This window comes from Rhodococcus sp. MPR-R1B, assembly GCF_058793255.1.
Genome location: NZ_JBXAFO010000003.1, coordinates 374,270 through 396,524 on the forward strand (window position 1 = coordinate 374,270; position 22,255 = coordinate 396,524).

The 22,255-nt window shown below is 62.6% G+C and carries 24 protein-coding genes; 10 read left to right on the forward strand and 14 right to left on the reverse strand.

Annotated elements, in window-relative coordinates; genetic code table 11:
- Positions 1-9: 9 nt before the first annotated feature.
- Complete coding sequence (locus tag AC1Q61_RS07045; RefSeq protein ID WP_042922931.1) at positions 10-693, forward strand: SDR family oxidoreductase; 684 nt, start codon at positions 10-12, stop codon at positions 691-693.
- A 25-nt stretch (positions 694-718) separates the two neighbouring features.
- On the opposite strand, the gene AC1Q61_RS07050 is transcribed toward AC1Q61_RS07045, so the two are convergent.
- Together AC1Q61_RS07050 and AC1Q61_RS07055 are read right to left on the reverse strand one after the other, a co-directional pair.
- Entirely contained in the window at positions 719-1,123 is a 405-nt protein-coding gene (locus tag AC1Q61_RS07050) for a DUF4259 domain-containing protein (RefSeq protein WP_042448139.1), read from the reverse strand.
- 109 nt (positions 1,124-1,232) lie between these two features.
- Positions 1,233-2,318: a PQQ-dependent sugar dehydrogenase gene (locus AC1Q61_RS07055; protein WP_042922934.1), complete on the reverse strand. Its 1,086-nt coding sequence runs from the start codon at positions 2,316-2,318 to the stop codon at positions 1,233-1,235.
- 178 nt (positions 2,319-2,496) lie between these two features.
- Between AC1Q61_RS07055 and AC1Q61_RS07060 the strand changes: the two genes are divergently transcribed.
- Positions 2,497-3,705, forward strand: a complete 1,209-nt coding sequence (locus AC1Q61_RS07060) for an MFS transporter (protein ID WP_252194663.1) — start codon at positions 2,497-2,499, stop codon at positions 3,703-3,705.
- Positions 3,706-3,732: 27 nt separating this feature from the next.
- Here the strand turns inward: AC1Q61_RS07060 and AC1Q61_RS07065 are convergent, their stop codons facing one another.
- Positions 3,733-4,629, reverse strand: a complete 897-nt coding sequence (locus AC1Q61_RS07065; protein WP_042922936.1) for a helix-turn-helix transcriptional regulator — start codon at positions 4,627-4,629, stop codon at positions 3,733-3,735.
- 134 nt (positions 4,630-4,763) lie between these two features.
- Between AC1Q61_RS07065 and AC1Q61_RS07070 the strand changes: the two genes are divergently transcribed.
- Positions 4,764-5,786 carry a zinc-dependent alcohol dehydrogenase family protein gene (locus AC1Q61_RS07070; protein WP_215516188.1) on the forward strand — a complete coding sequence of 341 codons (1,023 nt, stop codon included), beginning with the start codon at positions 4,764-4,766 and terminating at the stop codon, positions 5,784-5,786.
- Positions 5,787-6,183: 397 nt separating this feature from the next.
- Entirely contained in the window at positions 6,184-8,019 is a 1,836-nt protein-coding gene (locus tag AC1Q61_RS07075) for an acyl-CoA dehydrogenase (protein WP_042922938.1), read from the forward strand.
- A 55-nt stretch (positions 8,020-8,074) separates the two neighbouring features.
- Here the strand turns inward: AC1Q61_RS07075 and AC1Q61_RS07080 are convergent, their stop codons facing one another.
- From AC1Q61_RS07080 to AC1Q61_RS07090, 3 genes are read right to left on the reverse strand one after another with little or no spacing between them, the layout of a single operon-like run.
- Positions 8,075-8,770, reverse strand: coding sequence for a hypothetical protein (locus AC1Q61_RS07080; protein WP_042922940.1), 696 nt, complete (start codon positions 8,768-8,770; stop codon positions 8,075-8,077).
- Positions 8,767-9,795 carry an NAD(P)H-dependent flavin oxidoreductase gene (locus AC1Q61_RS07085; RefSeq protein WP_042922942.1) on the reverse strand — a complete coding sequence of 343 codons (1,029 nt, stop codon included), beginning with the start codon at positions 9,793-9,795 and terminating at the stop codon, positions 8,767-8,769. Before AC1Q61_RS07085 ends, AC1Q61_RS07080 begins: the two co-directional genes overlap by 4 nt.
- Before the next feature lie 45 nt (positions 9,796-9,840).
- Positions 9,841-11,043, reverse strand: coding sequence for a YbfB/YjiJ family MFS transporter (locus tag AC1Q61_RS07090; RefSeq protein WP_042922944.1), 1,203 nt, complete (start codon positions 11,041-11,043; stop codon positions 9,841-9,843).
- Between the two features lie 95 nt (positions 11,044-11,138).
- On the opposite strand from AC1Q61_RS07090, the gene AC1Q61_RS07095 reads away from it, so the two are divergent.
- From AC1Q61_RS07095 to AC1Q61_RS07105, 3 genes are all read left to right on the forward strand, one after another.
- Entirely contained in the window at positions 11,139-12,059 is a 921-nt protein-coding gene (locus AC1Q61_RS07095) for a LysR family transcriptional regulator (protein ID WP_042922946.1), read from the forward strand.
- On the forward strand, positions 12,056-12,742 hold the full coding sequence (locus tag AC1Q61_RS07100; RefSeq protein ID WP_042922948.1) for a hypothetical protein: 687 nt from the start codon (positions 12,056-12,058) through the stop codon (positions 12,740-12,742). The genes AC1Q61_RS07095 and AC1Q61_RS07100 overlap by 4 nt, the downstream gene beginning before the upstream one ends.
- A 96-nt stretch (positions 12,743-12,838) precedes the next feature.
- Positions 12,839-13,276 (forward strand): SRPBCC family protein, encoded by a 438-nt coding sequence (locus tag AC1Q61_RS07105; RefSeq protein WP_215516189.1) that lies wholly within the window; start codon positions 12,839-12,841, stop codon positions 13,274-13,276.
- Positions 13,277-13,297: 21 nt separating this feature from the next.
- Here the strand turns inward: AC1Q61_RS07105 and AC1Q61_RS07110 are convergent, their stop codons facing one another.
- Both AC1Q61_RS07110 and AC1Q61_RS07115 read right to left on the reverse strand, forming a co-directional pair.
- A complete protein-coding gene (locus AC1Q61_RS07110) occupies positions 13,298-13,762 on the reverse strand; it encodes a hypothetical protein (protein WP_042922950.1) in 465 nt (154 codons plus the stop codon).
- A gap of 115 nt (positions 13,763-13,877) precedes the next feature.
- Entirely contained in the window at positions 13,878-14,504 is a 627-nt protein-coding gene (locus tag AC1Q61_RS07115) for a class I SAM-dependent methyltransferase (protein WP_198531557.1), read from the reverse strand.
- A gap of 105 nt (positions 14,505-14,609) precedes the next feature.
- On the opposite strand from AC1Q61_RS07115, the gene AC1Q61_RS07120 reads away from it, so the two are divergent.
- A complete protein-coding gene (locus tag AC1Q61_RS07120; protein ID WP_042922952.1) occupies positions 14,610-14,858 on the forward strand; it encodes a DUF3253 domain-containing protein in 249 nt (82 codons plus the stop codon).
- 42 nt (positions 14,859-14,900) lie between these two features.
- Here the strand turns inward: AC1Q61_RS07120 and AC1Q61_RS07125 are convergent, their stop codons facing one another.
- The 5 genes from AC1Q61_RS07125 to AC1Q61_RS07145 all read right to left on the reverse strand — a co-directional run bounded on the left by AC1Q61_RS07125 (position 14,901) and on the right by AC1Q61_RS07145 (position 19,745).
- Positions 14,901-15,767, reverse strand: a complete 867-nt coding sequence (locus AC1Q61_RS07125) for an NmrA family NAD(P)-binding protein (RefSeq protein ID WP_215516190.1) — start codon at positions 15,765-15,767, stop codon at positions 14,901-14,903.
- 55 nt (positions 15,768-15,822) lie between these two features.
- Positions 15,823-16,323 (reverse strand): hypothetical protein, encoded by a 501-nt coding sequence (locus AC1Q61_RS07130; protein WP_042922954.1) that lies wholly within the window; start codon positions 16,321-16,323, stop codon positions 15,823-15,825.
- 122 nt (positions 16,324-16,445) lie between these two features.
- Positions 16,446-16,964 (reverse strand): MarR family winged helix-turn-helix transcriptional regulator, encoded by a 519-nt coding sequence (locus AC1Q61_RS07135; protein ID WP_003943230.1) that lies wholly within the window; start codon positions 16,962-16,964, stop codon positions 16,446-16,448.
- A gap of 54 nt (positions 16,965-17,018) precedes the next feature.
- Positions 17,019-18,479 carry an amidase gene (locus tag AC1Q61_RS07140; protein WP_042922956.1) on the reverse strand — a complete coding sequence of 487 codons (1,461 nt, stop codon included), beginning with the start codon at positions 18,477-18,479 and terminating at the stop codon, positions 17,019-17,021.
- 39 nt (positions 18,480-18,518) lie between these two features.
- The gene (locus AC1Q61_RS07145; protein ID WP_215516192.1) at positions 18,519-19,745 is read right to left on the reverse strand and encodes an MFS transporter; all 1,227 of its coding nucleotides are present in this window, start codon (positions 19,743-19,745) and stop codon (positions 18,519-18,521) included.
- Between the two features lie 119 nt (positions 19,746-19,864).
- Here AC1Q61_RS07145 and AC1Q61_RS07150 point away from each other — a divergent pair, with 119 nt between their 5' ends.
- Together AC1Q61_RS07150 and AC1Q61_RS07155 are read left to right on the forward strand one after the other, a co-directional pair.
- Complete coding sequence (locus AC1Q61_RS07150; RefSeq protein ID WP_042923001.1) at positions 19,865-20,764, forward strand: LysR family transcriptional regulator; 900 nt, start codon at positions 19,865-19,867, stop codon at positions 20,762-20,764.
- 67 nt (positions 20,765-20,831) lie between these two features.
- The gene (locus AC1Q61_RS07155; RefSeq protein ID WP_042922958.1) at positions 20,832-21,320 is read left to right on the forward strand and encodes a hypothetical protein; all 489 of its coding nucleotides are present in this window, start codon (positions 20,832-20,834) and stop codon (positions 21,318-21,320) included.
- A gap of 60 nt (positions 21,321-21,380) precedes the next feature.
- On the opposite strand, the gene AC1Q61_RS07160 is transcribed toward AC1Q61_RS07155, so the two are convergent.
- Complete coding sequence (locus AC1Q61_RS07160) at positions 21,381-22,241, reverse strand: alpha/beta hydrolase family protein (protein ID WP_042922960.1); 861 nt, start codon at positions 22,239-22,241, stop codon at positions 21,381-21,383.
- Between the last annotated feature and the right edge of the window lie 14 nt (positions 22,242-22,255).

Below are 22,255 nucleotides of genomic sequence, written 5' to 3' on the forward strand. Positions count from 1 at the left end.
GGGAGAATCATGGACCTGAACAAGACGGTTGCGGTCGTCACAGGAGCCAATCGCGGGCTCGGACGCCATCTGGCTGCGGGACTCGTCGAGCGCGGCGCAAAGGTGTACGCGGCTGCGCGCAATCCGGAAACTGTCGATCTACCCGGCGCCATCCCCCTGAGGTTGGACGTGACGGACGCCGAATCGATAACCGCCGCCGCGCAAATCGCATCGGATGTGACCTTGCTGGTCAACAACGCAGGTATCTCTACCTCGGCGCCCTTGATCGGGGGCGACATCGATGACATTCGACGAGAGATGGACGTCAACTTCTACGGCCCGCTCGCCGTGACCCGGGCGTTTGCTCCCGTCATCGAAAACAACGACGGCGGAACAATACTCAACGTTCTGTCGGTGCTGTCCTGGTTCCATCCAGCCGCGCTCGGGTCTTACGCGTCGTCGAAGGCAGCGGCCTGGGCGATGACCGACGCCGTTCGAGAAGAACTTGCGCCGCGCAAAATCTCCGTATCGGCACTGCATGTCGCATACATGGATACCGACATGGCCGCTGGCGTACCCGCCGAACAGAAGATCGATCCTGCCGACGTCGCCGCGCAAGCACTGGACGGTATCGAAAGCGGGCTCGCCGAGATCCTCGCTGACGACACCACCCGGTACGTCAAGGGGAGTCTGTCCTCGTCGAACTCCGAGTAAGCAAGGGACTGCAGACGAGTGACGCTTACCCCACCGTTTTGAGGCTGGCCAATCTGCTCAGGATCGGTGCCCGCCAAGCTGCGAGGTCTTCCGGACCGTTCTCTTCCCACAACTCGTACAACTCCGAAGTGTCACTGTCGGAAACTGCACGCTCGAGTGCGGCGAGGACCCAACTCTTCTGCTCCGGGCTCAAGGTGCTGACGTACCCGGCGGCGTCAATTCCATCCAGCTGCACAGGCTTCGGCGCAACGCCGTGCGCAACCGCAAGAATCTCGGCGACGGCAATTGCTGTTTGAGCATCATCGGCATCGAGATAACCGCCATCGGGGTGGCTAGCGTAATCGTCGATGTCGTAGTCACCCGCCTGTACTGCGCTGAGCAGGTCGCCCGCTACGTCGTTGTCGAAAGGTCCTGAACCCCAAGTCCCCATGCTGTCTCTCCGATCCGTACCCGGCGCACCTGTCGTAAAGATATTAGTGAATCACCGGCTTCGGCGAGGATCCTCGGGCTGGAAGTACTGCGTTCGCCGGAAATCGACATCAGCGCAACGGCACGCGAATGATGCGGTCATCACCGGGGTTGGGGTCGCCGCGTCCGTCGGTGTTGTTCGTCAGTATCCACAGCGACCCGTCCGGTGCGACTACAACATCACGGAGGCGCCCGTATTCGTCGACGAATTGCTCGTCGGCGGTCGCGGGATCGGTCAAGGGCACCGTGCGGAGTCGCTCACCACGAAGATTGGCGATGTAGATCGTGCCGTCGTGGATGGCGATTCCGCTGGGGCTGGCATCATCCGGTGACCATTGTTGGAGCGGGTCGATGAATCCGTCTTCACCCGCAATCCCTTCGACCTCGGGCCACCCGTAGTTTCCGCCTGCTTCGATCTTGTTGAGCTCGTCCCAGGTGTCCTGCCCGAACTCGCTGGCGTACATCGTGCCGTCCTCGGTCCAGGCAATGCCCTGGGAGTTGCGGTGGCCGTAGCTGTAGACAAACGAGTTCGGAAACGGATTATCTTGCGGCACATCACCATCCGGAGTCATGCGCAGAATTTTCCCGGACATCGAGTCGAGGTCCTGAGCTCTGTCTCGACTACCGGCATCACCGACGGTCACGTACAGCATCCCGTCCGGGCCGAACGCGATGCGACCACCGTTGTGGTAGTTGGCCGAAGCGAGCCCGTCGAGAATCGTCTCGGCCGGCCCGAGCGCGAATTCCCCCGGAGCACCGATGATGTCGAAGCGTTCGATCCGGTTCTCCCCGTTCGCGGTGAAGTACGCGTACAGGCGGTTTTCACGTACTGCGATCCCTAGTAAACCGCCCTCACCTCTTGGGCTGACGCCGTCGACCACTCCCACCTCGCGGCTGTTTCCGCCGGCGTCGAGTTCGAGGATTCGCGCGCTGTCGCGCTCACTGACTAGTGGTGTATCGCCGTGGAATGCGATCGACCAGGGCGCGTCCAAGCCGTCGGCGACGGTCTCGGGTTCACCGAAGGCCGCGGCGGGCGCCGATCGTGTTGTCGTGCTTGCCTGTGGACCGGGCCCCTCAGCGTCCTCGGTACTGCAAGCAGTCATCAAGGCCGAGACAAGCACGGCGGCGCCGAGCCCCCGGATCTGTCGTCGTGTCATGGGCGCGCCTCCCGGGTTCAGGCAGTCTTTGCGCCGACGGTAGCGCGCAATCGGTCACACCGGGAGTCCCTTCGAGTACCCCCAACGACCGGGACTCCCTCGCAGGCGACGGGCGTGATGCCCTGGACGGGTGCGCCACGACATGCGCGTCGTCAACAGAAAGAGAACTGACCACCTCATGATTTCCGCCCCGACCGTCGAAGAAACCGGCCGCCTGCCGCTCGTGATCTACGTGCTGGCCGTCGGAGTTTTCTTGATGGGCACAACCGAATTCGTCGTCGCCGGCATTCTTCCCGAGATTGCGGGTGACCTCGGGACGTCGATCGCGAACGTCGGCTTGATGATCACCGTCTTCGCGATCGGGATGATCGTCGGCACGCCGGCGATGGCGATCTTGACACTCAGGGTTCCCCGACGCGTGACCTTGAGCTCGGCTCTGATTGTTTTCGCGATCGGACACGTCATCGTCGCGCTCTCGTCCAACTTCGGACTCATTCTCGGCGCCCGCTTCCTCACAGCCGTGGCGACGGGCGCATTCTGGGCAGTCGCCGCCGTGGTCGGAGCAAAAGCGGCCGGCCCGGCGTCTTCCTCGCGCGCGCTCGGCATCGTCTTGGGCGGAGGCATGCTCGCGAACGTCATCGGTGTTCCGCTCGGCGCTCTGGCCGGTCAGGCCATCGGGTGGCGTGGTCCTTTCTGGGCCCTCGCCGCCCTCGCACTCGTTGCCGCGGCCATCGTCCACCGATTGGTACCCGCCGACAGCGACTCCGGTGCGGTGCCGTCCTGGCGAGCGGAGATCGCGAGCCTACGGGACGGACGCATCTGGCTCGTTCTGTCCGGTTGCGCCGTCGTGTGCGGGTCGTCGCTGGCGGCGTACAGCTTCATCTCTCCGCTGTTGACCGAGAACACGGGACTTGCTGCGTCGGCAGTGCCACTGGTGCTTGTCGGCTACGGACTCGGTGCGTTCGTCGGCTCCAATCTCGGCGGTCGACTCGGTGCGAAGCATCAGTACGGGGTCTTGTTCGTCTCGGCAGCGATGACGTTTCTCGTACTCGGAGCGCTCTGCCTCTTCTCGCACAACGTGATCGTGACGGTGATTCTCGTAGTCATGCTGGGACTATTCGGCATGTCGACCAATCCCATCCTGATCGGGATGGCTGTGCGTTATGCCGATCAGGCGCCGACGATGGCTTCTGCTCTCAGCACCTCGTCGTTCAATCTGGGCACGGCGGTCGGCTCCTGGATCGCCGGGTTCGCGTTGGCCTCGAGTCTCGGTGCCACTGGGCCGGTGTTGGTAGGCACCGGCGTTGCCGCTCTCTACTTTCTGCCGCTGATGATCCTGTTGCGCAAGGAACGCACGAAGCGCACCGCCGCCGAAGTCGTCAACTGACGACCTGATCAACCGTCGCGCAGTTCGTCAGCCGTCCGTCAGCGACCGCTCCGGCACGTGAGGCGCAGAGTCCGCATTCTCACTGGCTGCCAACGAGGCGAGTAACTGCATCCGTTCCGCGGAGGGCGATCCCGGCTCTGCGGTGTAGATCGTGAGCGTCAACCCCGGCTCGGCGGCCATCTCCAAACCTTCGAAGGCAAGCGTCAGCTCCCCCACGGCGGAGTGGTGAAATGTCTTGAATCCGGTGCCGTGATGGCGGACGTCGTGCGCGCCCCACCGACGCCGGAATTCCTCACTCCGAGTGCTGAGTTCACCGATCAGATCGTGCAATTCCTTGTTGTGAGGATCTCGCCCAGCCTCGGTTCGCAGAATCGAGACAGTCACCTCGGCAAACGCGTTCCAGTCCGGATAAAACTCGAAAGCCCTTTCGTCGAGGAACGTAAAGCGCGCGATGTTCGGGGGCTGCCCCGGCATGTCGTACAGGTCCTTGTAAAACGCACGCGCGAGTGGGTTGACCGCAAGAAGATCCATGCGACCGTTCCGCACGAAAGCGGGTCCTGCGGTGACTGCATCGAGCGCCCACTGCAGGCTCTGATGGGGCTTCCAGCCCTTCGCATTTCGCCGACGCGGGGGCCTGGCCACCGGGCTTGCCGCGTGCGCGAGATCAAAAAGGTGGGCGCGCTCGGCGTCGTCGAGTCGTAAGGCCTTCGCGATACTGTCGAGTACACCCGGCGATGCGCCGCTGATCGCTCCGCGCTCGAGCCTCGTGTAGTACTCGACGCTCACGCCGGCGAGGGTTGCCACTTCACTTCGACGTAGACCGTCCACGCGGCGGTTCGATCCGGCCGGAAGTCCAACTTGTTCGGGCGTGACTCGGGCGCGCCGCGAGGTCAGGAATTCGCGTACTTGCGCTCGATCGTCCATGCCATCGAGCCTAAGTCAGTGACCGGTAGCGAGGGAGTCCCTCGCAGTACCACTATCGCGTGGGACTCCCGCACGCCGCCAAATCATGATCAGGTTGAAGTGACACGAGAAAACCGATGGTGAGGAGTCACGTCATGCGCGCTGTCGTCATGCATGCCCCCGGCGACGTCCGGGTCGAAGAGATCGAAGCGCCGGTGATCGTCGAACCGACCGACGCGATCATTCGCGTTACAGCCACCTGCGTCTGCGGTTCCGACCTCTGGCCGTACCGCTGCATCGAAAAGCTGAATGGCCCGACGCCGATGGGACACGAATACGTGGGCGTCGTCGAACAGGTCGGCCCCGACGTCAACGACATCGAAGTTGGGGACTTCGTCGTGGGCTCGTTCGTCGCGTCGGACAACACCTGCGAAATCTGCGAGGCCGGCTTTCAGTCTCGCTGTATCCACCAGGTCATGATGGGCTCGGTCGGCACCCAATCCGAATACGCTCGCATCCCGCTCGCGGACGGCACCCTCGTCCCTGTCCACGGAGAGCCGACCGAGCGGCAGGCCCGCAGCCTCCTTGCAGCCTCCGACGTACTCGGCACCGGTTGGTTCGCCGCCGTAGCTGCGGAAGCCGGACCTGGCAAAACAGTCGCCGTCGTCGGCGACGGCGCAGTCGGACTTTTGGCGATCCTCGCTGCCAGACAACTCGGCGCCGAGCGGATCATTGCCATGTCACGTCACGCCGACCGGCAGGCACTCGCCACACAATTCGGCGCCACCGACATCGTCGAAGAGCGGGGCGACGCGGGCATCGCGAAGATCAAGGAACTCACCGGCGGCTACGGCGCCCACTCGACCGTCGAAGCCGTAGGCACCCAAGAATCGATGATGCAGGCTATCGGAGCTACCCGCCCCGGCGGACATGTCGGCTACGTCGGGGTATCCCACGGCGTCGAACTCGACGGCATGAACCTGTTCTTCGCGACGGTGAGCCTGCTCGGCGGTCCCGCGCCGGTCAGGCGATTCCTACCCGAACTGATCGAGCTCATCATGACCGACCAGATCGACCCAGGCATCGTCTTCGACCTCACTCTCCCGTTGGAGGACGCCGCCGCAGGCTACCGGGCGATGGACGAGCGGCGCGCCACCAAAGTGCTACTCACCCTCTGACCGATACCAAAGGCTCACGAGACAGAACTGGGCTCTACACGCCGGCCGAGAAACGTCTCGGCTACCAACGAGAGGCGCTCTTGGTCGACCGATCAGCATGTTCACTGATCACACCGAATGCGTATGATGCCGAAGGTGAGGACGGGCACTTCAATTGGTGCGCAGCTGCTTTGATCGTAGAGGACGCTACGCGACTGATATGCGCCCCCACCAGCGGAAACCGATTGTACGAGTGAATGTTTCAATGAGAGCGACTCGGCGCTACTTTGTAGCAACGAAACTCGTCTCTACCTACGGTTGCGTACTGAATTCCTTGTGGGGCAGGCTTTCTTGTGTACTGCTGACGAGCCGTATCTGCTGACGAATCGTATTGCTGACGAACCAAGGTCGGAGAACAATGGGTCACTACAAAAGCAACGTGCGTGATATCGAGTTCAATCTGTTCGAGGTGCTCGGGATCGGCGAACTGTTGGATGCCGGCGCATACGGGGACCTCGACACCGACACTGTGCGCAACATTCTTGCGGAAGTAGCGAGACTGGCAGAAGGCCCGGTCGCCGCGTCCTTCGCCGACGCGGATCGAAACCCTGTCGAATTCGACGCACCCAATCACGCAGTTGTGGTCCCGGAACCTCTACGCAAGACGGTCGAGGCGGTGAACGAGGCCGGTTGGTCGCGACTCGGCCTACCAGAAGGCATGGGTGGTGTTCCTGCTCCGGCACCGTTGGTCTGGGCGATCGGCGAAATGTTGGTCGCGGCAAACGGATCCGCAAGCTTTTTCAACATGGGTCCACTGATGGCGAGCGTGCTCTACACCATCGGAAACGAACAGCAAAAACACTGGGCCAAAGAAGGATTCGAGCGCGGATGGGCCGGAACGATGGTGCTCACCGAACCAGACGCCGGATCCGATGTAGGCGCAGGCCGAACAAAGGCAATCGCGCAGGACGACGGTACCTGGCACATCGAGGGCGTCAAGCGGTTCATCTCCGGCGGCGACGTCGGAGACACGGCCGAGAACCTCTTCCACTTGGTGCTTGCCCGGCCCGAGGGCGCCGGTCCAGGAACCAAAGGTTTGAGCCTGTTCTACGTTCCGAAGTCCCACTTCAACTCGGACACACTTGAACTGGGAGAGCGCAACGGTGTCTACGTCACCGGCGTCGAGCACAAGATGGGCCTCAAGTCTTCCCCAACTTGCGAGCTCACCTTCGGAGCGACGGACGTTCCTGCCGTCGGCTGGCTCGTGGGTGACGTCCACAACGGTATCGCCCAGATGTTCCAGGTCATCGAGAACGCTCGAATGATGGTGGGCACCAAGGCGACCGGAACACTGTCCACCGGCTATCTCAACGCCCTCGAGTACGCGAAAGAACGAATTCAAGGTGCAGACCTTACCGAGCTGACAAACAAGACCGCGCCCCGTGTGGCCATTACGCATCACCCCGACGTCCGACGCAGCCTGGCGATGCAGAAGGCCTACGCCGAAGGCCTCCGAGCGGTCTACCTCTATACCGCTGCACACCAGAATGCCGATGTCGCCGAGTTGGTTTCGGGGGCGGATGCCGAATTGGCGGCGCGGGTCAACGATCTGCTGCTGCCGATCGTCAAGGGCGTCGGCTCCGAGAAGGCCTACGAACTGCTCACCGAGAGCCTGCAGACCCTGGGCGGCTCCGGTTATCTTCAGGACTACCCCATCGAGCAGTACATCCGCGATGCCAAGATCGACACCCTGTACGAGGGCACCACGGCAATCCAGGCGCAGGACTTCTTCTTTCGAAAGATCGCACGCGACCGCGGCGTTGCACTCGCTCACGTAGCCGGTCGCATACGAGAGTTCATCGACAGTGAGGCCGGGAACGGTCGACTCAAGGCCGAGCGAGTCCTACTCGAGACCGCCTTGACCGACGTGCAGGAGATGGCCGGGACGCTCACCGGGTATCTGATGGCTTCCCAGGACCAACCCTCCGAGTTGTACAAGATAGGCCTCGGCTCGGTGCGCTTTCTGTACGCGGTAGGCGACCTGCTCATCGGATGGCGCCTGTTGGTGCAAGCGGAAGTCGCGTTGGCAGCCTTGGACCGTGACGCGTCGGCAAAGGACCGGTCGTTCTATCGGGGCAAGGTGGTCATCGCGTCATACTTCGCCAAGAACATCCTGCCCGTCCTGGCGTCGACCAAAGAAATCCTGGGTTCCCTCGACAACGAGATCATGGAACTCGAGGAAGACGCATTCTGACAACGTGCCACGCGCGGTATGGGTGGTGCGCAACTCGGAATGCTTGCTGCGTGATTCAAACGTGGTCGTGAACCGGCGACGGAATCTTGTTGGAACGGTAAGAGTCTGCGCTCCGGTTCGGCCGCCAGAGACGCCAGTGTTTCGCGGACAACCGGAACGGGAGATGGTCTTGTAGGTGACGAGCACCGGACGACAACCGTTCGTCTGCTGGCAGGTTGAGCCACAGGGACAGTGAGGATGCCGCGTTCCCAAGGGTTGCGCGTATGCCTGACTCGCCGAGAGTCCGGCCGTATCCGTCGACGGCAAAGCGGCCGAACGCGTCGGGCGTGATGTCGGGATACGGCGCATGGGTGTCCGGGTCGATCAGGCGTACGGGCGCACTGTAGGTCAGTGCCGCCAAAGAACGTCCGTGGGTTGTGACCGCATCGGAACCAACGAGGGCATCGAGCGCTTCGTTGACAGAACCAGGTGGGACGTTCCATTCGGTATGGGTTTGCGCTTTGTAGCGGGGCCCACCGAGGATCCCAGTGGCAAGCTCTGTCAATTGCGCGGTCGGCGCGGGTGGCCCGCCCTGGCGGATCTCTAATGTCCACGACGGCAACGACACTGGTTCGATGCAGGCTTCCAGAAATGTCTGCAGGCGTTGAAATGCCACGTCGGGGCGCTTGACTCGAAGCGAGTGTGCACCACTGGGCAACCCGTCGTATGTCACTACCTCGGGCAATGCGGCTTCCGGTGTCCGCGCCGTCACAGGTTAGCCAATCGCGAAAGCACTACCCCGGCTGGTTCCTCCGTCGCGTGGCGATAGCCACTACCGGCCCACAGGTGCATTCGCTCGGGATCTGCCTGCGCAACAGCGGCTTTGCGCATCGGGTTGGTCAGGTGATGGATGGCCGGGTACCCGATGGGCGCTTGTGCGTCGTAGCGATCGATGAACTCGTTCCGAAGTGCTCGTGCGGGACGTCCCGTGAAAGCTCTTGTGACGATTGTGTTCCCGCGTGACGTGTCGGCCAGAGCTGCCTTGTGCGGAGCCGAGGCACCACTCTCCTCGGTGCGCAGCAGTACGGTACCGACCACTGCCGCGTCCGCTCCGGCACGTAAGGCAGCAGCGACGTCGGCGGAGGTCGCCAGTCCACCGGCCGCCAATAGCGGAACCGACGTGCGGTGACGGATTTGTGCGATCAATTCGGTGATCGGTGTTTCTGCCGGAACCTGCAGGGGAGTGAGCGTTCCGGAGTGGCCGCCGGCAGCCGACGATTGCACCACAAGCAGATCGGCACCGGCGTCGACGGCAAGGAGCGCCTCTGCCTCCGAAGTCACAGTGAGGACGACAAGTGAACCGGCAGCGCGCAGCGCCTTGATGACGCCGGGTGTGGGAAAGCCGAAGGTGAAGCTGACCACCGGAACCGGGCTGGCCAGGAGCAGATCGATCTTGTCCTCGAAGTAGTCGTCGTCTTCGACCGGCTCACCGTCAGCCAGTGTGATGCCGTAGCGATCCGCCTCGACCTGGATCGCCCTGGTATAGGCACGGTAGGCATCGATGTCGACAGGCACCGGATTGGGCGCAAAAACGTTGACACCGAACGACACTCCCTCGGCGCGCACGGCGTCGATCTGGTCGGACAGAGCCTGAGGCGTCTTGTACCCGGCGGCGAGGAAGCCGAGACCGCCTGCGCGAGAGGCAGCAGCAACAAGTGCCGGTGTGGAAGCGCCGCCGGCCATGGGCGCTGCGATGACAGGGACCTTCAGGTCGAGATCGGTTGTGAGTGCGCTCATTCGAACATCTCCAGTCCTACGTCGGATAGTGCTCCGGCCGTTTCGTCATCTGACATCAAAAACTACCTCCTCAGTCGAGGTGGCCGTCCGAGGGTCCGCATCGAGATCGGAAGGGAATCGGAACCGCACAACCGCGGCGGCCACTGCCGCGCCCAGAACGACGGCCGCACCCAACAGCAGAGCGTCGCGATACCCGTCTCGCAGCAACGGAGTGACAACGAGTGGGCCGAGAATCTGACCGACGCTGTATCCAGCGGTCAGCAACGCCACGGCGCGTGGGAACTGCAGGTGCGCGCCGATTGCCAACACAATTGACCCGATACCAAGGAAGGTGACACCGAACAGGAAAGCTGAAATCAGTGCGGGGCCGACGCCTCCGATCACAGCAGGAAGCGCTATGCCCACCGCCTGAATCAACAGGGCAACGAGAAGCAGAGTCGGCCTCGACCAACGCAGGCTGAGCCAAGCCCACAGGGCGCATGAGGGAAATGCGGCCAGACCGACCACTATCCAAGCGCCGCTGCCGACCCATTCTGGAGCGGCGAGATCGATTGCGGCAACAAGGAACGTGCCCGCGATGATGTAGCCGATGCCTTCCAGGAAATAGCTGATGAACAAGGCAGTGAACCCGCGTTGGGAACTGGGAGTTCCCGGCGCGTCCGGTGTGATGACCGGACGCGGTTCCGGCGTCAATCCCCAGGCTGCGACCGCACACACCACTGCAAGGGCCGCAGATGCCAGCCAGGCAGTGCTCCAGGTGCCGACGAAGCGGACGACCAACACGAGGACCCCGGACAGGGCGATACCCAACCCAACTCCGCCGAATCCCCATCCGGCCAGGAATTGGGACTGCCCCCGAAGGTGCGCGTGCAAAGCGCTGACGGCGATCATGAAGACGAGGGCACTGGCAATGCCTGCGACGAGCCGCAGGGCGAACCAGATGGATCCGTCGTGGGTAGTGGGCATGAGCGCCAAAGTCGCGATGAGGACCACCAACGACGTACGCATCACCGCTGCCGAGCGCACCACGCCGGGAATGAGGATTCCCGCGAGCGCGCCGATCAGGTACCCGATGTAGTTGGCCGTCGCCAGGGTGGCGCCGAGCGAGGCCGACAGACCGGCCTGCGTGTGCATCAACGGCAGAATCGGTGTGTAGACGAATCGACCGATTCCCATGCTCGCCGCCAGCGCAGCGGCAGCTTGGACAGCGTGCGCTCGCGAGGAGACCCCGTTGTGGATTGTGGTCATGGTCTTATCGTGTGCCCCGGCCGCGCCGGACCGCCACGACCGCTTTGCTCCTGACTGATAGGCGCAACCTCCCACCGCACGTAGCATGAAGGATCGTGGAGCTGCGTCAGCTGAGATACTTCGAGGTCGTCGCCGATGAACTGCACTTCGGCCGAGCCGCGGCACGACTACTGATAGCCGGGCCGTCATTGTCGCAGCAGATCATGGCACTCGAACGCGACCTCGGCGTCAAGCTGTTCGTCCGCGACCGCCGTTCCGTCGCTCTGACGCCAGCCGGCGCGGCGCTGCTCCCCGATGTCCGTGTGCTACTCGAGAGTGCCGGGAATCTGCGGCGCCGCGCGGAGCGTCTGTCCGGAGCGGAGCCCGTCCGGATCGGCTACGTCAATTGGCTCCCCGCGGATCTGATCGCGCGCACTTCAGGGGTCGCGCAACTGCACGTCGACGCCTGGGTGGTGCCATCGCACGCACAGGCCGCGCGGGTGGCGGACGGCAGCCTCGACCTGGCGATCGCCTGGGTGCGGAAAACCGATGTCGCCCAACATGCTCTGAGCGCGAAACTGCTCGGCGCGGATCGGCTCTACGCCGTCTCCACCGGAGAGGACACCACACCGGTGCGAGCACGCGACGTCGTCGTACTCGTCGACGACGACACCACCTCCTGGTATTCGTGGAACGTCTACGCCGAAGAATTCGCTCGCGATACCGGCGCACAGATCCTGCGCATCAACGACGGTGGTATCACCGGTCCGGCATTCTTCGATCACGTCCGTGCCGTCGGCCGTCCGGTCGTCAACTCGCCCAAAGGGCAGACCATCACGCTGCCGAGCGATCTCACGGCACGCCCGATGATCGACCCGGCGGCAATCTGGACGTGGTCACTCCTGTGTCGTGAGAACGAAACGCGCCCTGCCGTTCTCGCGGCCGTCGACGCTCTCACCGGCGGTGCCACTGATCTCGGAATCCACGAAGACGGGATATGGCTACCCATGGACGATCCTTACCGGAGGACTCGATGACACGACGCGCTATTCGAGTTTTCTGGGGACGACGGCCGGAATCGGTGCCGGCCGTGGCCTCCCGGTGGCGTCGGACGTTGGAGCAAGTCGAATTCCTGTTGCCCGAGGTGGTCGGCGGGTCGTGGCAACAGATCCATTCCGCTGGACCTGCTACTGCCGTGACCGTCGACCAGTTGGCGCAGGTCCTCGAGAAAGCGCAGGCCGCCGAAGACTGGTCGGATCGTCTGGGAATCGGATTGAGGCTCGCATCCAGTGGAGGGCCCGAATGGGGGCTCGAGCTCTCCGGGTTGGCGGGCGGCGAACCTGAAATCGTCCTTCAGTCGATGATTATTGCCGTCAGCGCGCCGGACGCCGCCGAAGTTCCTGAGACAGAACTACTTCGGATGCTCGCCGCGGTGTGGGAACCGGACTTCGGGGACGTCACCGACGACAACATCCTCGACGCTCTCGAAGACGAGTCCGACTATCGCGTCGGAGATCCCGTGATCGGCCGCGTCGGCTACCTCTCTTCCGCTCGCGCTGACGCGATCCCGGATGACCTGGCCGTAGGCGTTGCCGCGTTACCGGGCGGCGTGTTGCTACAGATCGGGGCCGTCGATGGGGTCGTTCGGGCGTACGAGCGCCTGCGCGAGACCGGCGCACTCGATCCGCTTCCGCGTCCACTGGACCGCGCAGTCCTCTGAAGACGGTTACCGTTTGTCGAGTTTGGGTAGCCCGGGCGTCGGAACGAACTCTCACCGCGGCACTACCGCCGAAAAATGAACCGAAAGGCCCACCGCATGGTTGACGTCACCCGCAATTTCACCGCCGAGGTACCGATCGAGAAGGCTGCGGCGTTTCTCCGCGACTTCGCCAATGCGCCGACGTGGGATCCGGGCACCGAGAGTTGCACGCAGATCTCCGACGGTCCTGTCGGCGTCGGAACCCAGTGGCACAACGTGTCGAAGCTGTTCGGCGTCACCACGGAACTGACGTACACGCTGGTGACCGACGAGCTGAATCACGTTGTTCTCGAAGGAAAGAACAAGACTGCCACCAGTACCGACGACATCACCTTGACTTCGGTGGGTCCGAACTCGACCGAGATCGAGTATCACGCGAACGTCGAGTTCAACGGTGCCGCCAAGATTGCGTCGCCTCTCCTGAAGGCGGGATTCGAAGCCAAAGTGGCACCGGAGACGGTGAAGAAGATGACGGAAGCCCTCGAAGCGCTCTGACCGTCCGTCAGGTTCTTGTCACTATGGGTTGCCGCCGCTCGCGCCACCGTTGCGAGCTTCGATGGCATCGATGGACTTCGTGAACGACTTTCCCAGCACTTGGGTGCCGACGAGTCCGAGTACCGACGCCAGGAGCTTTCCCTTGAGGTTCTTGCCGTCCCGGACCACGACGGCGTCGACATCGGTCAGGCCCGTCGGCTGCCGGGTCAGCGTGTAGGTATGGCTCGACGCCCCGCCCCACAGGTTGGAGTCGGTGGTTGTCATCACGACGCGGTGCGGGTCGGTCCAGTCGTAGTGCAGACGCTCCCAGATACCACTGGAGCCCTCGGTGACATCAGCATCGTGGGGTCCTTGTTTGTGCACTTTCAGGTAGCTGTCCGCACTGCGGCCGAAGATTTCCTCACGGCCCGGACCGAAGTCGGTCAGGCCGGCAAGGACCTGTTCGGGCGTCGCAGTGGTCGTCTTGTGAAGATGGATCGTGGTCATGGCGCCTTCTTTCAACTGTGGATGATCCGGTGCTGAAAAAGCCGGGAAGTGACTCATCCAGCACACCACTCACACGAAATGAATGAAAGAGAATTGCTCGCCCTGTCTCGATCCGCTATTCGACGCCGCGCCGGCTGGCAGTGATTGCGCCGTGCGGCCTGTAGCCGCTCCCCGTCCGGGTATGGGTCTCGATCACGTCGAAGCCCGCTGTGACCAGCACCTCGGCAAGTTCGGTCACCGGCCATCGATAACCAGTCGTCGCGGCGTGATCAAAAGGCTCCACGGTCACGCCTTCGAAGAAGCCCACCAGCAACCCACCACCTGGGCGGATCACGCGCGCGAATTCAGCGAGCGGTGCCTCGATATCTTGCGGGTGATGGTGAATGAGCGAGTACCAGGACAGCACGCCGCCCAGTGAATTCGTTTTCGCGTCCAATGCCTCGAAGCCCCCGACCTCGAAGGAAAGATCCGGGTATCGGGTGCGGGCTCGTTCGACGAACTCGGGCACGAGATCGATCCCGCTCACAGCCAGCCCGCTCTGGGCCAGGAAGTCTGTCCACTGCCCCGGCCCGCACCCGGCGTCGAGTACGGGGCCGGTCAAAGTGGCAGCCCAGCTGGTCACCAGGTCCCGATCAGATACGTGCGTCGAATCCATCGAGCCGAAGAGGTCCGTGTACTCCTGGGATCTGGCCGAATACGACTTTCGGACTACGTCGCGGCGCGTTGCACTCGAATTCTCCACGCCGTCAATAATTATCGATGTGCACCATTCCTTCGCCACAACTCGCCGAACCGAAGGTTCATACTCTGTTGAAGGCCTACGGTCACGACCGGAAACTGAGGTCATATGGTGGAAGAGAAAGAACTGGCGGCGAAGATCCGCGAACTACTCAATGCCCGATCGGCCGAGTCGAGCATCTGCCCCTCCGACGTGGCCCGCGCAGCAGCACCCGACAATTGGCGTCCGCTGATGGAACCCGTCCGAGAGGCTGCCCGCCACATGGTGGCCCACGGCGAAGTGCAGATCACCCAAGGCGGCGAAGTCGTCGACCTGGAATCCGTACGAGGTCCGATCAGGATTCGGTGGGCTCGTTGATCAACCGCATGACTGCTGGCGGCACTGCTCTCGCAGCGTGAATCAGCGGAAACGGTCCAGATGCTCACGCAGGAACGCATCCAGGGTTCGTGGCTCACGCCCCAGGACACGTGCCACCGTGTCGGTGGGTGACTCCGGGCGCGAGACGGCAAGTTGCTGGATCTCCAGAATGTGCTCGGCCAGCCACGGAGGCATGTGGGCATGATCGACGAGGTTTTGCCGAAGTTCGTGCGGTGGCAGGTCGATATATTGGACGGGGCGATCGAGCATGCGGGTCAGAGAATCGGCGATGCCGCCGTAGCCGACCGCCTCGCTGCCCGTCAGGACGTAGGTGCCGCCGGCGAGGTCGGCGCGTGTGAGCACGGCCGCGGCGACGTCACCGATATCTCGGCAGTCGATCCAGTTGCACGGCGCGTCCCGCATCGCGCCCAGAATCACCCCTTGCGCAGCCACCGCCGGAGCCAGGAGCAACAGATTCTGCATGAACGCATAAGGGCGGAGCAGAGTGTGGCGGATCCCGGATGCACGCAGGTGTTCGCCGACGGCGTGGTGGCCGCGGGAGAGAGCGATGGGGGAGTCGGCCGCGGCGGCGGGGTCGGAGATCTTGACGATGTGTTCGACGCCGCTCTCGGCGGCTATGTCTATCACACGCGTTTCGAGCTCGACCTGTTCGAGGCCGTTGGCCATGGCGAGGAAAAGTTGTTCGGCCCCTTCGAAAGCCGTGCGCAGCGAAGTTGAGTCTGCGGCATCGGCCGGCACTACTTCGACCAAACCGTCGGCCAAGTCGCCGAGGTGGGCGCGCAGCCTGTCCGGGTCGCGGGACAGCGCTCGGCTCGGCACACCCGAGGATGCGAGACTGTGTAGCAACGCGCCGCCTGTGGTTCCGGACGCTCCCATGATGACGATCATCGTGTTCCTTTCGGTCTTCCCCGCGAAGCCGGGGATCGTTGACATATGTTGTCGGTCAGGGATTCTGACGGCGCCATCGCCAGCTGACGATGACGGCAGCGACAGCGGCAGATATCGGTAGATCGAGTTGCAGGCGAGCAAGCCAAGCAGTGTCGACCACGCTCGTGTGAGCTGGTAGCCAACGGGAGGCGAACCACCCGACGAGACCAGCAATCACAGCGGCTCCGACGGCAAGAATTGCCGCCACCATGACGCGAGGCAGTGTCGTGGTCCACGGTCGTGACCCTGCGCGGCGCTGCAACCAGGAGCCGATCAGCAACGCCACCACTGCCGACGTGCCCGCGATGGACGTAAATGCCGCCATCGTGAGGCCCGATTGGCCGGATGCGACTCCGCCCGCACCCGCCATCAGCGCAGGGGCAAGGTAGGCGACCAGCACCTCTCTCCACAGGGTGAAAGGTCGTGCGGCGCGACGATCGGCAACCGGGTCGAGTCGATTGGAATCGGTTATCTCCTTTTTGTTTTCGCGACGGATCGGCGGGGTGAGTCCGGACATGAAGGAGACCAACTTTCCGTTTATAATTAGGTGGCTAACTATTTGGGCATGGAAGGAGAAGCCTCTGTCGAGAATTGACGACGATTCGAAATCGCTACACGAATGCCTGGAATCCCAGCCGACTACTCCGCAGTCAGCGCACCGATACCGCGAACGACCCGCGAGAGCAGATCCAGAAAAACCGCACGCTCGTCGACAGTGAGCTCGTCGACCATTTCCTCGAGACGAGCAAAGTGTTCGGGCGCCATGTCACGTAAACGCTGAGCGCCGCGAGCAGTCAGGACGACCACCGCACCACGCCCGTCCTCCGCGGACGGACGTCGAGCGACCAAACCCTCCTGCTCGAGCCCATCGACCAAGCCGGTGACCGTGGCTCGCGAGACGCCGAGATCAGCGGCCAGTCGCGAGGGAGATTTCTCCCCGTCGTGGTCTTCCAGATCCGCAAGCAGTCGGTAACGGCCGGTCGACAGTCCATACCTCGCGAAGTGAACCTCGGTTGCTCGACCGAGCCGCGCGCCCGCCGAGATCAGCCGCACCGCAACCAGCACAGCCTGCGGATCGGACCCGAGGCCGTAGTGCTCCAACTGCCGCCGCGCCTGATCCAACGTGGGTGAGTCGTGATCGGTTCCGTCCACTGCCATGCAACTAATATGGCACCTAACTACATTCTGGTCAACTCTCCACCAGAGCTAGCTTCAAACGCCGAACAATACCTGCGGGGCCGCATGGCAGTCCGGGTGATTGCCGGGATACGGCAGGACCTTCTCGAGGGCGAGCCCAATCGCAAAGGCCGTCTGGTCGTCGTACGGTCGCGTAACTATCTGTGTGCCCGTGGGGATTCCGTTCCGAGCGAAACCTGTGGGGATTGTCAGCACCGGGCAGCTACTCAGGATGTTGAAGGTGATGGCCGGTACAGCCTCGAGGTAGAACTCCAATTCTGTTCCAGCCACATTGATTCCGTGCCCCACGTAGTCATCGCCGGCAAGAAAGCCCTCCGTCGCCACTGCCGGAGTGATCAACGCGTCATAGGTGTCGAACAGGGATCCGATCGACGAATACAGTTCGGCTTCGATCGCGAGTCCGTCGAGGAAAGTCGCGTCACCACGGGTGCGGCGTGCCCATTGCGCGAATTCCTTCGCGTACTCCGTGACTTTGTCGGGGTGCGCGGACGCTTCGGCGGAGATCGATGCACCGAACACGTGATCGTAGTGAATGGCGGCCGCACGCATGATTGCAGCGCGTGACAAGTCGACTTCGATGATCTCCGCGCGTGCGCCCAGCGCAGTGAGGGTGTCCACCAACTTGGCGGTGTTGGCGGCAACGTCCGGATCAACCGGCCAGTCACCCAACGCGGGGATCACGGCGATACGCATTCCTGTCAACGAATGCGTTGCGAGGCCGGACAGCGGCGATGCCGGTGCATGCGAGGCAATGTCAGTGGAGGTCGGTCCCGCGATGACCGACTGCATTGTGAGGCAATCACTTACGGTGCGAGCCATCGGACCGCAGTGGCAGTAGCGATCGAGATTGAATGGCGGATCGACGGGGACACGGCCGTGCGGTGGCTTGAACCCGACAATTCCGTTGAGAGACGACGGAGTTCGGATCGAACCTGCAACATCGGAACCGGTAGCCAAGTGCGTCATACCGGTGGCAAGTGCGACTGCCGATCCACCGGAAGACCCGCCGGAGGAGTATTTCGTGTTCCACGGATTGCGAGTGACGCCCCACAACTCGGACTGTGTGAACGCGGCCGAGGAGAATTCGGGCGCCGTCGATCGCGCGTGGACGATGGCACCGGCGTCGATGATTCTCTGCACGAAAGTCGAAGTGTGAGTGGCGATCACATCCTCATAGACCTTGGACCCTTGAGTCCAAGGTTGTCCTTGCACCGGTTCATCCTCTTTCACCACAACGGGAACACCGGCGAGCGGAAGGCTGACATCCGAGCCGCGGGCGTAGTGGCGTTCCGCTGACTTCGCTTGCGCCCGTGCCGCATCGAAGAAAGTGTGTCCCACTGCATTCAAGGTCGGGTTGAGCGCCTCGATACGTTCGATGGTGGACTCGAGTACCTCCACCGGAGACAGCGATTTATCCCGGTAGCGTTCGATCATCTCGGTCACATCCATGAAGGTTGAAACGGGTGTCTGGCGCATATCTGTTGTCCTGCCTCTATGAAGGTTTTGTGTAGGCGGCTAGGTTGTCAGTTCATGCTTTGCCACGACGGGATTGCGGAATGTGGCGAGCAGCATTGCGAGAGTGGCGATTCCCGCGGCTGTCCAGAAGACCGTTTCGGAACCGGAGTGGTCATGAATGCGTCCACCCGCGAACGCGCCGAGGGCGATGCTTGCATTGAAGACTGCAACCCACAGAGCCGCAGCGGCCTCTCGGTGAACGGGAGCGGCTTGTGCGATCCATGTTTGAGTACTCACCGATACACCACCGTAGAAGAGGCCCCAAGCCGCCATGAGCAGAGCAGCTGTGATCAAGGTGGTAGCCGAGATCGGAAACAGGGCGAGTGTGACCGCTATTCCCACGCTGAGGCTGACGACCACCGCCTTCGGGGACTTTGCAGCGGACGGCCCGGCAATGAAGTTGCCGACGACACCGAATGCACCGTAGATCAGGAGCATTGTGCCGACCTGCGAAGCGTTCAACCCCGCGAAGAACTCCAGCCCCGGACGCACATAGGTGTACGCCGCGAAATGAGCGGTGACGATGAGCGCGGTAATCGCGAATCCGACCCGGACTCCTGGGTTCCGAAAGGCCGCCACGAGACTCCCGAGCGACAAGGCCCGATCAGCTGGCATCGTGGGTAGGACAGCGATCATGGCGATCGCGATCAGCGTCGCGGCGCAGCTGAGAGTCCAGAATGCCACGCTCCACCCGGCCGCTGCTCCGATATACGTCCCCGCGGGGACACCGAGAACTGAGGCGACCGCGATTCCGCTGAAGATGATCGTGGTCGCCAACCCGACGGATCTGGTCTCCACCAACCTGGGAGCCAGGCTTGCGGCGAGCGCCCAGACTCCACCCATGCTCACGCCTAGAAGGACGCGAGCCACAGCGAGGACAACGAAGCTCGGAGCAAGGGCCGTGAGGGCGTTCGCCGCGGCGACTACAAGCATCAGAACGATAAGCGTCGACCGACGATCGAAGCGCCGGGTCACGATGGGCACAAACGGGGCAGTGGCCGCTGCCACCAATCCGGTAATGGCCAGTGAGAGCCCGATGGTCCCTTCACTTTCCACCAGAGCAGCACCGATCGGGGTGAGTAGCCCGACCGGCATCATCTCTGCCGCGACAACGATGAAGGTGGACGCTGCGATCAGCGCGACCGCAGCCCAGTGGTTCTCAATGGTGTGTGCGTGGGTTGAGGACGTGGACGCAGGGCTGTTCTGTGCAGATGCGGAGTGGGGCATGTAACCAGAGAAGCTCCTGCACGCCGAAGGATCAACGGCGAATCGCTCATCCAACCATTAGCTCAATTCATCGATGAGCCATGATGGAGTGGTCGAATGAGTCGAAGGTCGGAGTGAAAATGTCGGAGCCTCCGATGCGTGAGATCGAGTGTTTCCTCGTTCTCGCTGAAGAACTGCACTTCGGTCGCACCGGCGAGCGGCTGTTCATCTCCCAGAGCCGAGTGAGTCAGCTGATCAGCGCATTGGAGCGTCGTATCGGCACAAGCCTGGTGGCGCGGACCAGTCGCCGCGTGCACCTGACTGAATTCGGTGCCGATTTTCTTGCGTCGTTGGCTCCCGCGCATCGTGCGCTTGTCGGAGTAATCGAGGACGCTCAATCGAGAGCACGCAACACGCCGACGCCGTTTCGGGTGGGTTTCCAAGGAGCAATTTACGATTCGATCGCGGCTGCTGTCTCTCGTTTCGAGATACAACATCCGCAAACATGCGTGACCATCAAAGAATTACCCCTGGGTGATCCGTTCAGTGATGTACTCGCCGGGCGAATCGATGCGGCAGTGGCCCTTCTCCCCGTAGATGAGCCGGAACTGACAACCGGGCTCGTCTTTTCTCGACAGCCCCAGACCCTCGCCATCTCAGTCCATCACCCGTTCAGCGAACTGGGCGTGATCGACGCCGAGCAGTTGGCGCAGATCTGTCTCGTACCCATCACCGGCCCCGCCCCCGACTATTGGCAGCGTGTGAATTCCCCGAGCACGACGCCGGGCGGAGCCACGATTCCCACGCAGGGTGGGGCGAGCACCGTTCAGGAAGGCCTGTCGCAGGTCGCATTCAGTCAGGTCGGCCTCATCCTCTGCGCTGCAACCGCTGCATACAGCCAGCGCTCGGACATCACATTCGTACCGATCAACGGATTACCCGAATCTGCTTTGGGTCTCGTGTGGCGTACCGATCTCGAAAGCCCACGACTTCGCGCTTTCGCGAAAGCGATCGAGGAAGCACACACCTGTCCCTCCTGACGTCGATCAGTAAGTCGCGGAAGGAGTCCGGGGCATTGAGATGCATCGTGTGTGAGATGATCGCGCCATGTCTGCGATCACCGACTACTTCACCGCGCGCACGGATGAGCATGCCACCTCTGCCCTCGAGGGACTCGTCGACTTGGACCCAGAGGTGATGGAGGCGAACGCAGCTTCTCGCCCGCGGATCCAGTTGGCTGCGAGTGGGACTCCAGTTCTGCAGGCGAAAGGCGTCGATCCAGTTGTCGCGCTCGGCCGACTGGAAGCAGCCCTCACCGCTCGCCCCTACGACGAAGTTGCAAAAGGTCCACGCTGCGGGAAACTCGTCGCGATGAGCGACGACGGCGACACCCTCGTGCTCACGGTTACCGACGAATTGCGTGATGCACTAGCGGAATTGAACGCAGAAGGCGTCGCGGCCGCTGCGGCCGCCTGGGCGATCGACGAGACCAGTGAACCGTCGGAGGACTCAGTGCCGTTCCTGACCGCCTTCGTCGAACTAGCGACCAGAGCTGTGGCTCAGGGCGAACGAATGTACGGCTACGTCGTCATTTGAGCTTCGCAACTCCGCCGATCTGAACAGACAGGTCGTTCGTCTTCGACTCCCGACTTACCGTCAGCCCGGGATCTGCCGGGCCAGATCGTTGCGGTCGAAGTCGGAGAACTGCTGGGTGTCAGTGCAGTATCCACAGCTCGCTCCGAAGAACTCGGTGCGAGCGTTCGGATCGTCGAGTAGCCAGTACCGCAGCCACGCCGTGCTCGGCCCGCGCATATCGCCGCCGTTGATCGCCGTACCGAAGTGCGTGGCGCCGCGCAGTTCCAGATACTCGGCAGGCACGTGGTCTGCGTCCTCGTACATCGCCCGCACGATCGCCGGCCAAACGATTGCGTCGGCCTGGCCGGCCAGATAGAGAACGGGCTCGTCGATGAGATCGACATCATTGAGCGGGCCTGGCTGGATCGCGACGGCGGTGTCGACGCGGTCGTCGATCGCCGCGTTGATCGCCGCAGACCCGCCCTGCGAGTGCCCCACCGCACCAATGTGTTCCAGGTCGACTTTGCCGAAGAAGACGCTCGACGGGCTGGCCGCTTTGTCCGCGATGAGGTCGATTCCCGACCGCATGGTGATGGCGAAATTGCTTGCCGGGGTATTGGCGGCGACCACGATGAATCCGTGGCTGGCGTAGTGGCGCAACAAGGAGGTGTACGCACCGGGGAGCACACCGGTCCCGTTCCCCCAGATCACAACAGGGTGCTTCTCGCCGCGCGCGCCGAGCTGGCGCGGGTAGTACAGAGTGTGCACCAGCCCGATCGAGACGTTCGGGGTGTACGGCCCTGCACTCGCCCAATCGTGCCCGACGCTCGGGATGCCGGGCGCATCGGCAGCCGCTGTTCCGGTTGCGCCCGTGAGTCCTAGCGTCGCGCACAACGCAACCGCCGCTGCAGCATTCACGAAATGTTTCACAGACTTTCGCATGAAAGTCAACCTTT

Bases quoted from the DNA above. Each gene is read 5' to 3' on its own strand.
- AC1Q61_RS07045 (WP_042922931.1), top strand. From the start codon at position 10: ATGGACCTGAACAAGACGGTTGCGGTCGTCACAGGAGCCAATCGCGGG.
- AC1Q61_RS07050 (WP_042448139.1), bottom strand. From the start codon at position 1,123: ATGGGGACTTGGGGTTCAGGACCTTTCGACAACGACGTAGCGGGCGAC.
- AC1Q61_RS07055 (WP_042922934.1), bottom strand. From the start codon at position 2,318: ATGACACGACGACAGATCCGGGGGCTCGGCGCCGCCGTGCTTGTCTCG.
- AC1Q61_RS07060 (WP_252194663.1), top strand. From the start codon at position 2,497: ATGATTTCCGCCCCGACCGTCGAAGAAACCGGCCGCCTGCCGCTCGTG.
- AC1Q61_RS07065 (WP_042922936.1), bottom strand. From the start codon at position 4,629: ATGGACGATCGAGCGCAAGTACGCGAATTCCTGACCTCGCGGCGCGCC.
- AC1Q61_RS07070 (WP_215516188.1), top strand. From the start codon at position 4,764: ATGCGCGCTGTCGTCATGCATGCCCCCGGCGACGTCCGGGTCGAAGAG.
- AC1Q61_RS07075 (WP_042922938.1), top strand. From the start codon at position 6,184: ATGGGTCACTACAAAAGCAACGTGCGTGATATCGAGTTCAATCTGTTC.
- AC1Q61_RS07085 (WP_042922942.1), bottom strand. From the start codon at position 9,795: ATGAGCGCACTCACAACCGATCTCGACCTGAAGGTCCCTGTCATCGCA.
- AC1Q61_RS07090 (WP_042922944.1), bottom strand. From the start codon at position 11,043: ATGACCACAATCCACAACGGGGTCTCCTCGCGAGCGCACGCTGTCCAA.
- AC1Q61_RS07100 (WP_042922948.1), top strand. From the start codon at position 12,056: ATGACACGACGCGCTATTCGAGTTTTCTGGGGACGACGGCCGGAATCG.
- AC1Q61_RS07105 (WP_215516189.1), top strand. From the start codon at position 12,839: ATGGTTGACGTCACCCGCAATTTCACCGCCGAGGTACCGATCGAGAAG.
- AC1Q61_RS07110 (WP_042922950.1), bottom strand. From the start codon at position 13,762: ATGACCACGATCCATCTTCACAAGACGACCACTGCGACGCCCGAACAG.
- AC1Q61_RS07120 (WP_042922952.1), top strand. From the start codon at position 14,610: ATGGTGGAAGAGAAAGAACTGGCGGCGAAGATCCGCGAACTACTCAAT.
- AC1Q61_RS07125 (WP_215516190.1), bottom strand. From the start codon at position 15,767: ATGATCGTCATCATGGGAGCGTCCGGAACCACAGGCGGCGCGTTGCTA.
- AC1Q61_RS07130 (WP_042922954.1), bottom strand. From the start codon at position 16,323: ATGTCCGGACTCACCCCGCCGATCCGTCGCGAAAACAAAAAGGAGATA.
- AC1Q61_RS07135 (WP_003943230.1), bottom strand. From the start codon at position 16,964: ATGGCAGTGGACGGAACCGATCACGACTCACCCACGTTGGATCAGGCG.
- AC1Q61_RS07140 (WP_042922956.1), bottom strand. From the start codon at position 18,479: ATGCGCCAGACACCCGTTTCAACCTTCATGGATGTGACCGAGATGATC.
- AC1Q61_RS07145 (WP_215516192.1), bottom strand. From the start codon at position 19,745: ATGCCCCACTCCGCATCTGCACAGAACAGCCCTGCGTCCACGTCCTCA.
- AC1Q61_RS07150 (WP_042923001.1), top strand. From the start codon at position 19,865: ATGTCGGAGCCTCCGATGCGTGAGATCGAGTGTTTCCTCGTTCTCGCT.
- AC1Q61_RS07155 (WP_042922958.1), top strand. From the start codon at position 20,832: ATGTCTGCGATCACCGACTACTTCACCGCGCGCACGGATGAGCATGCC.
- AC1Q61_RS07160 (WP_042922960.1), bottom strand. From the start codon at position 22,241: ATGCGAAAGTCTGTGAAACATTTCGTGAATGCTGCAGCGGCGGTTGCG.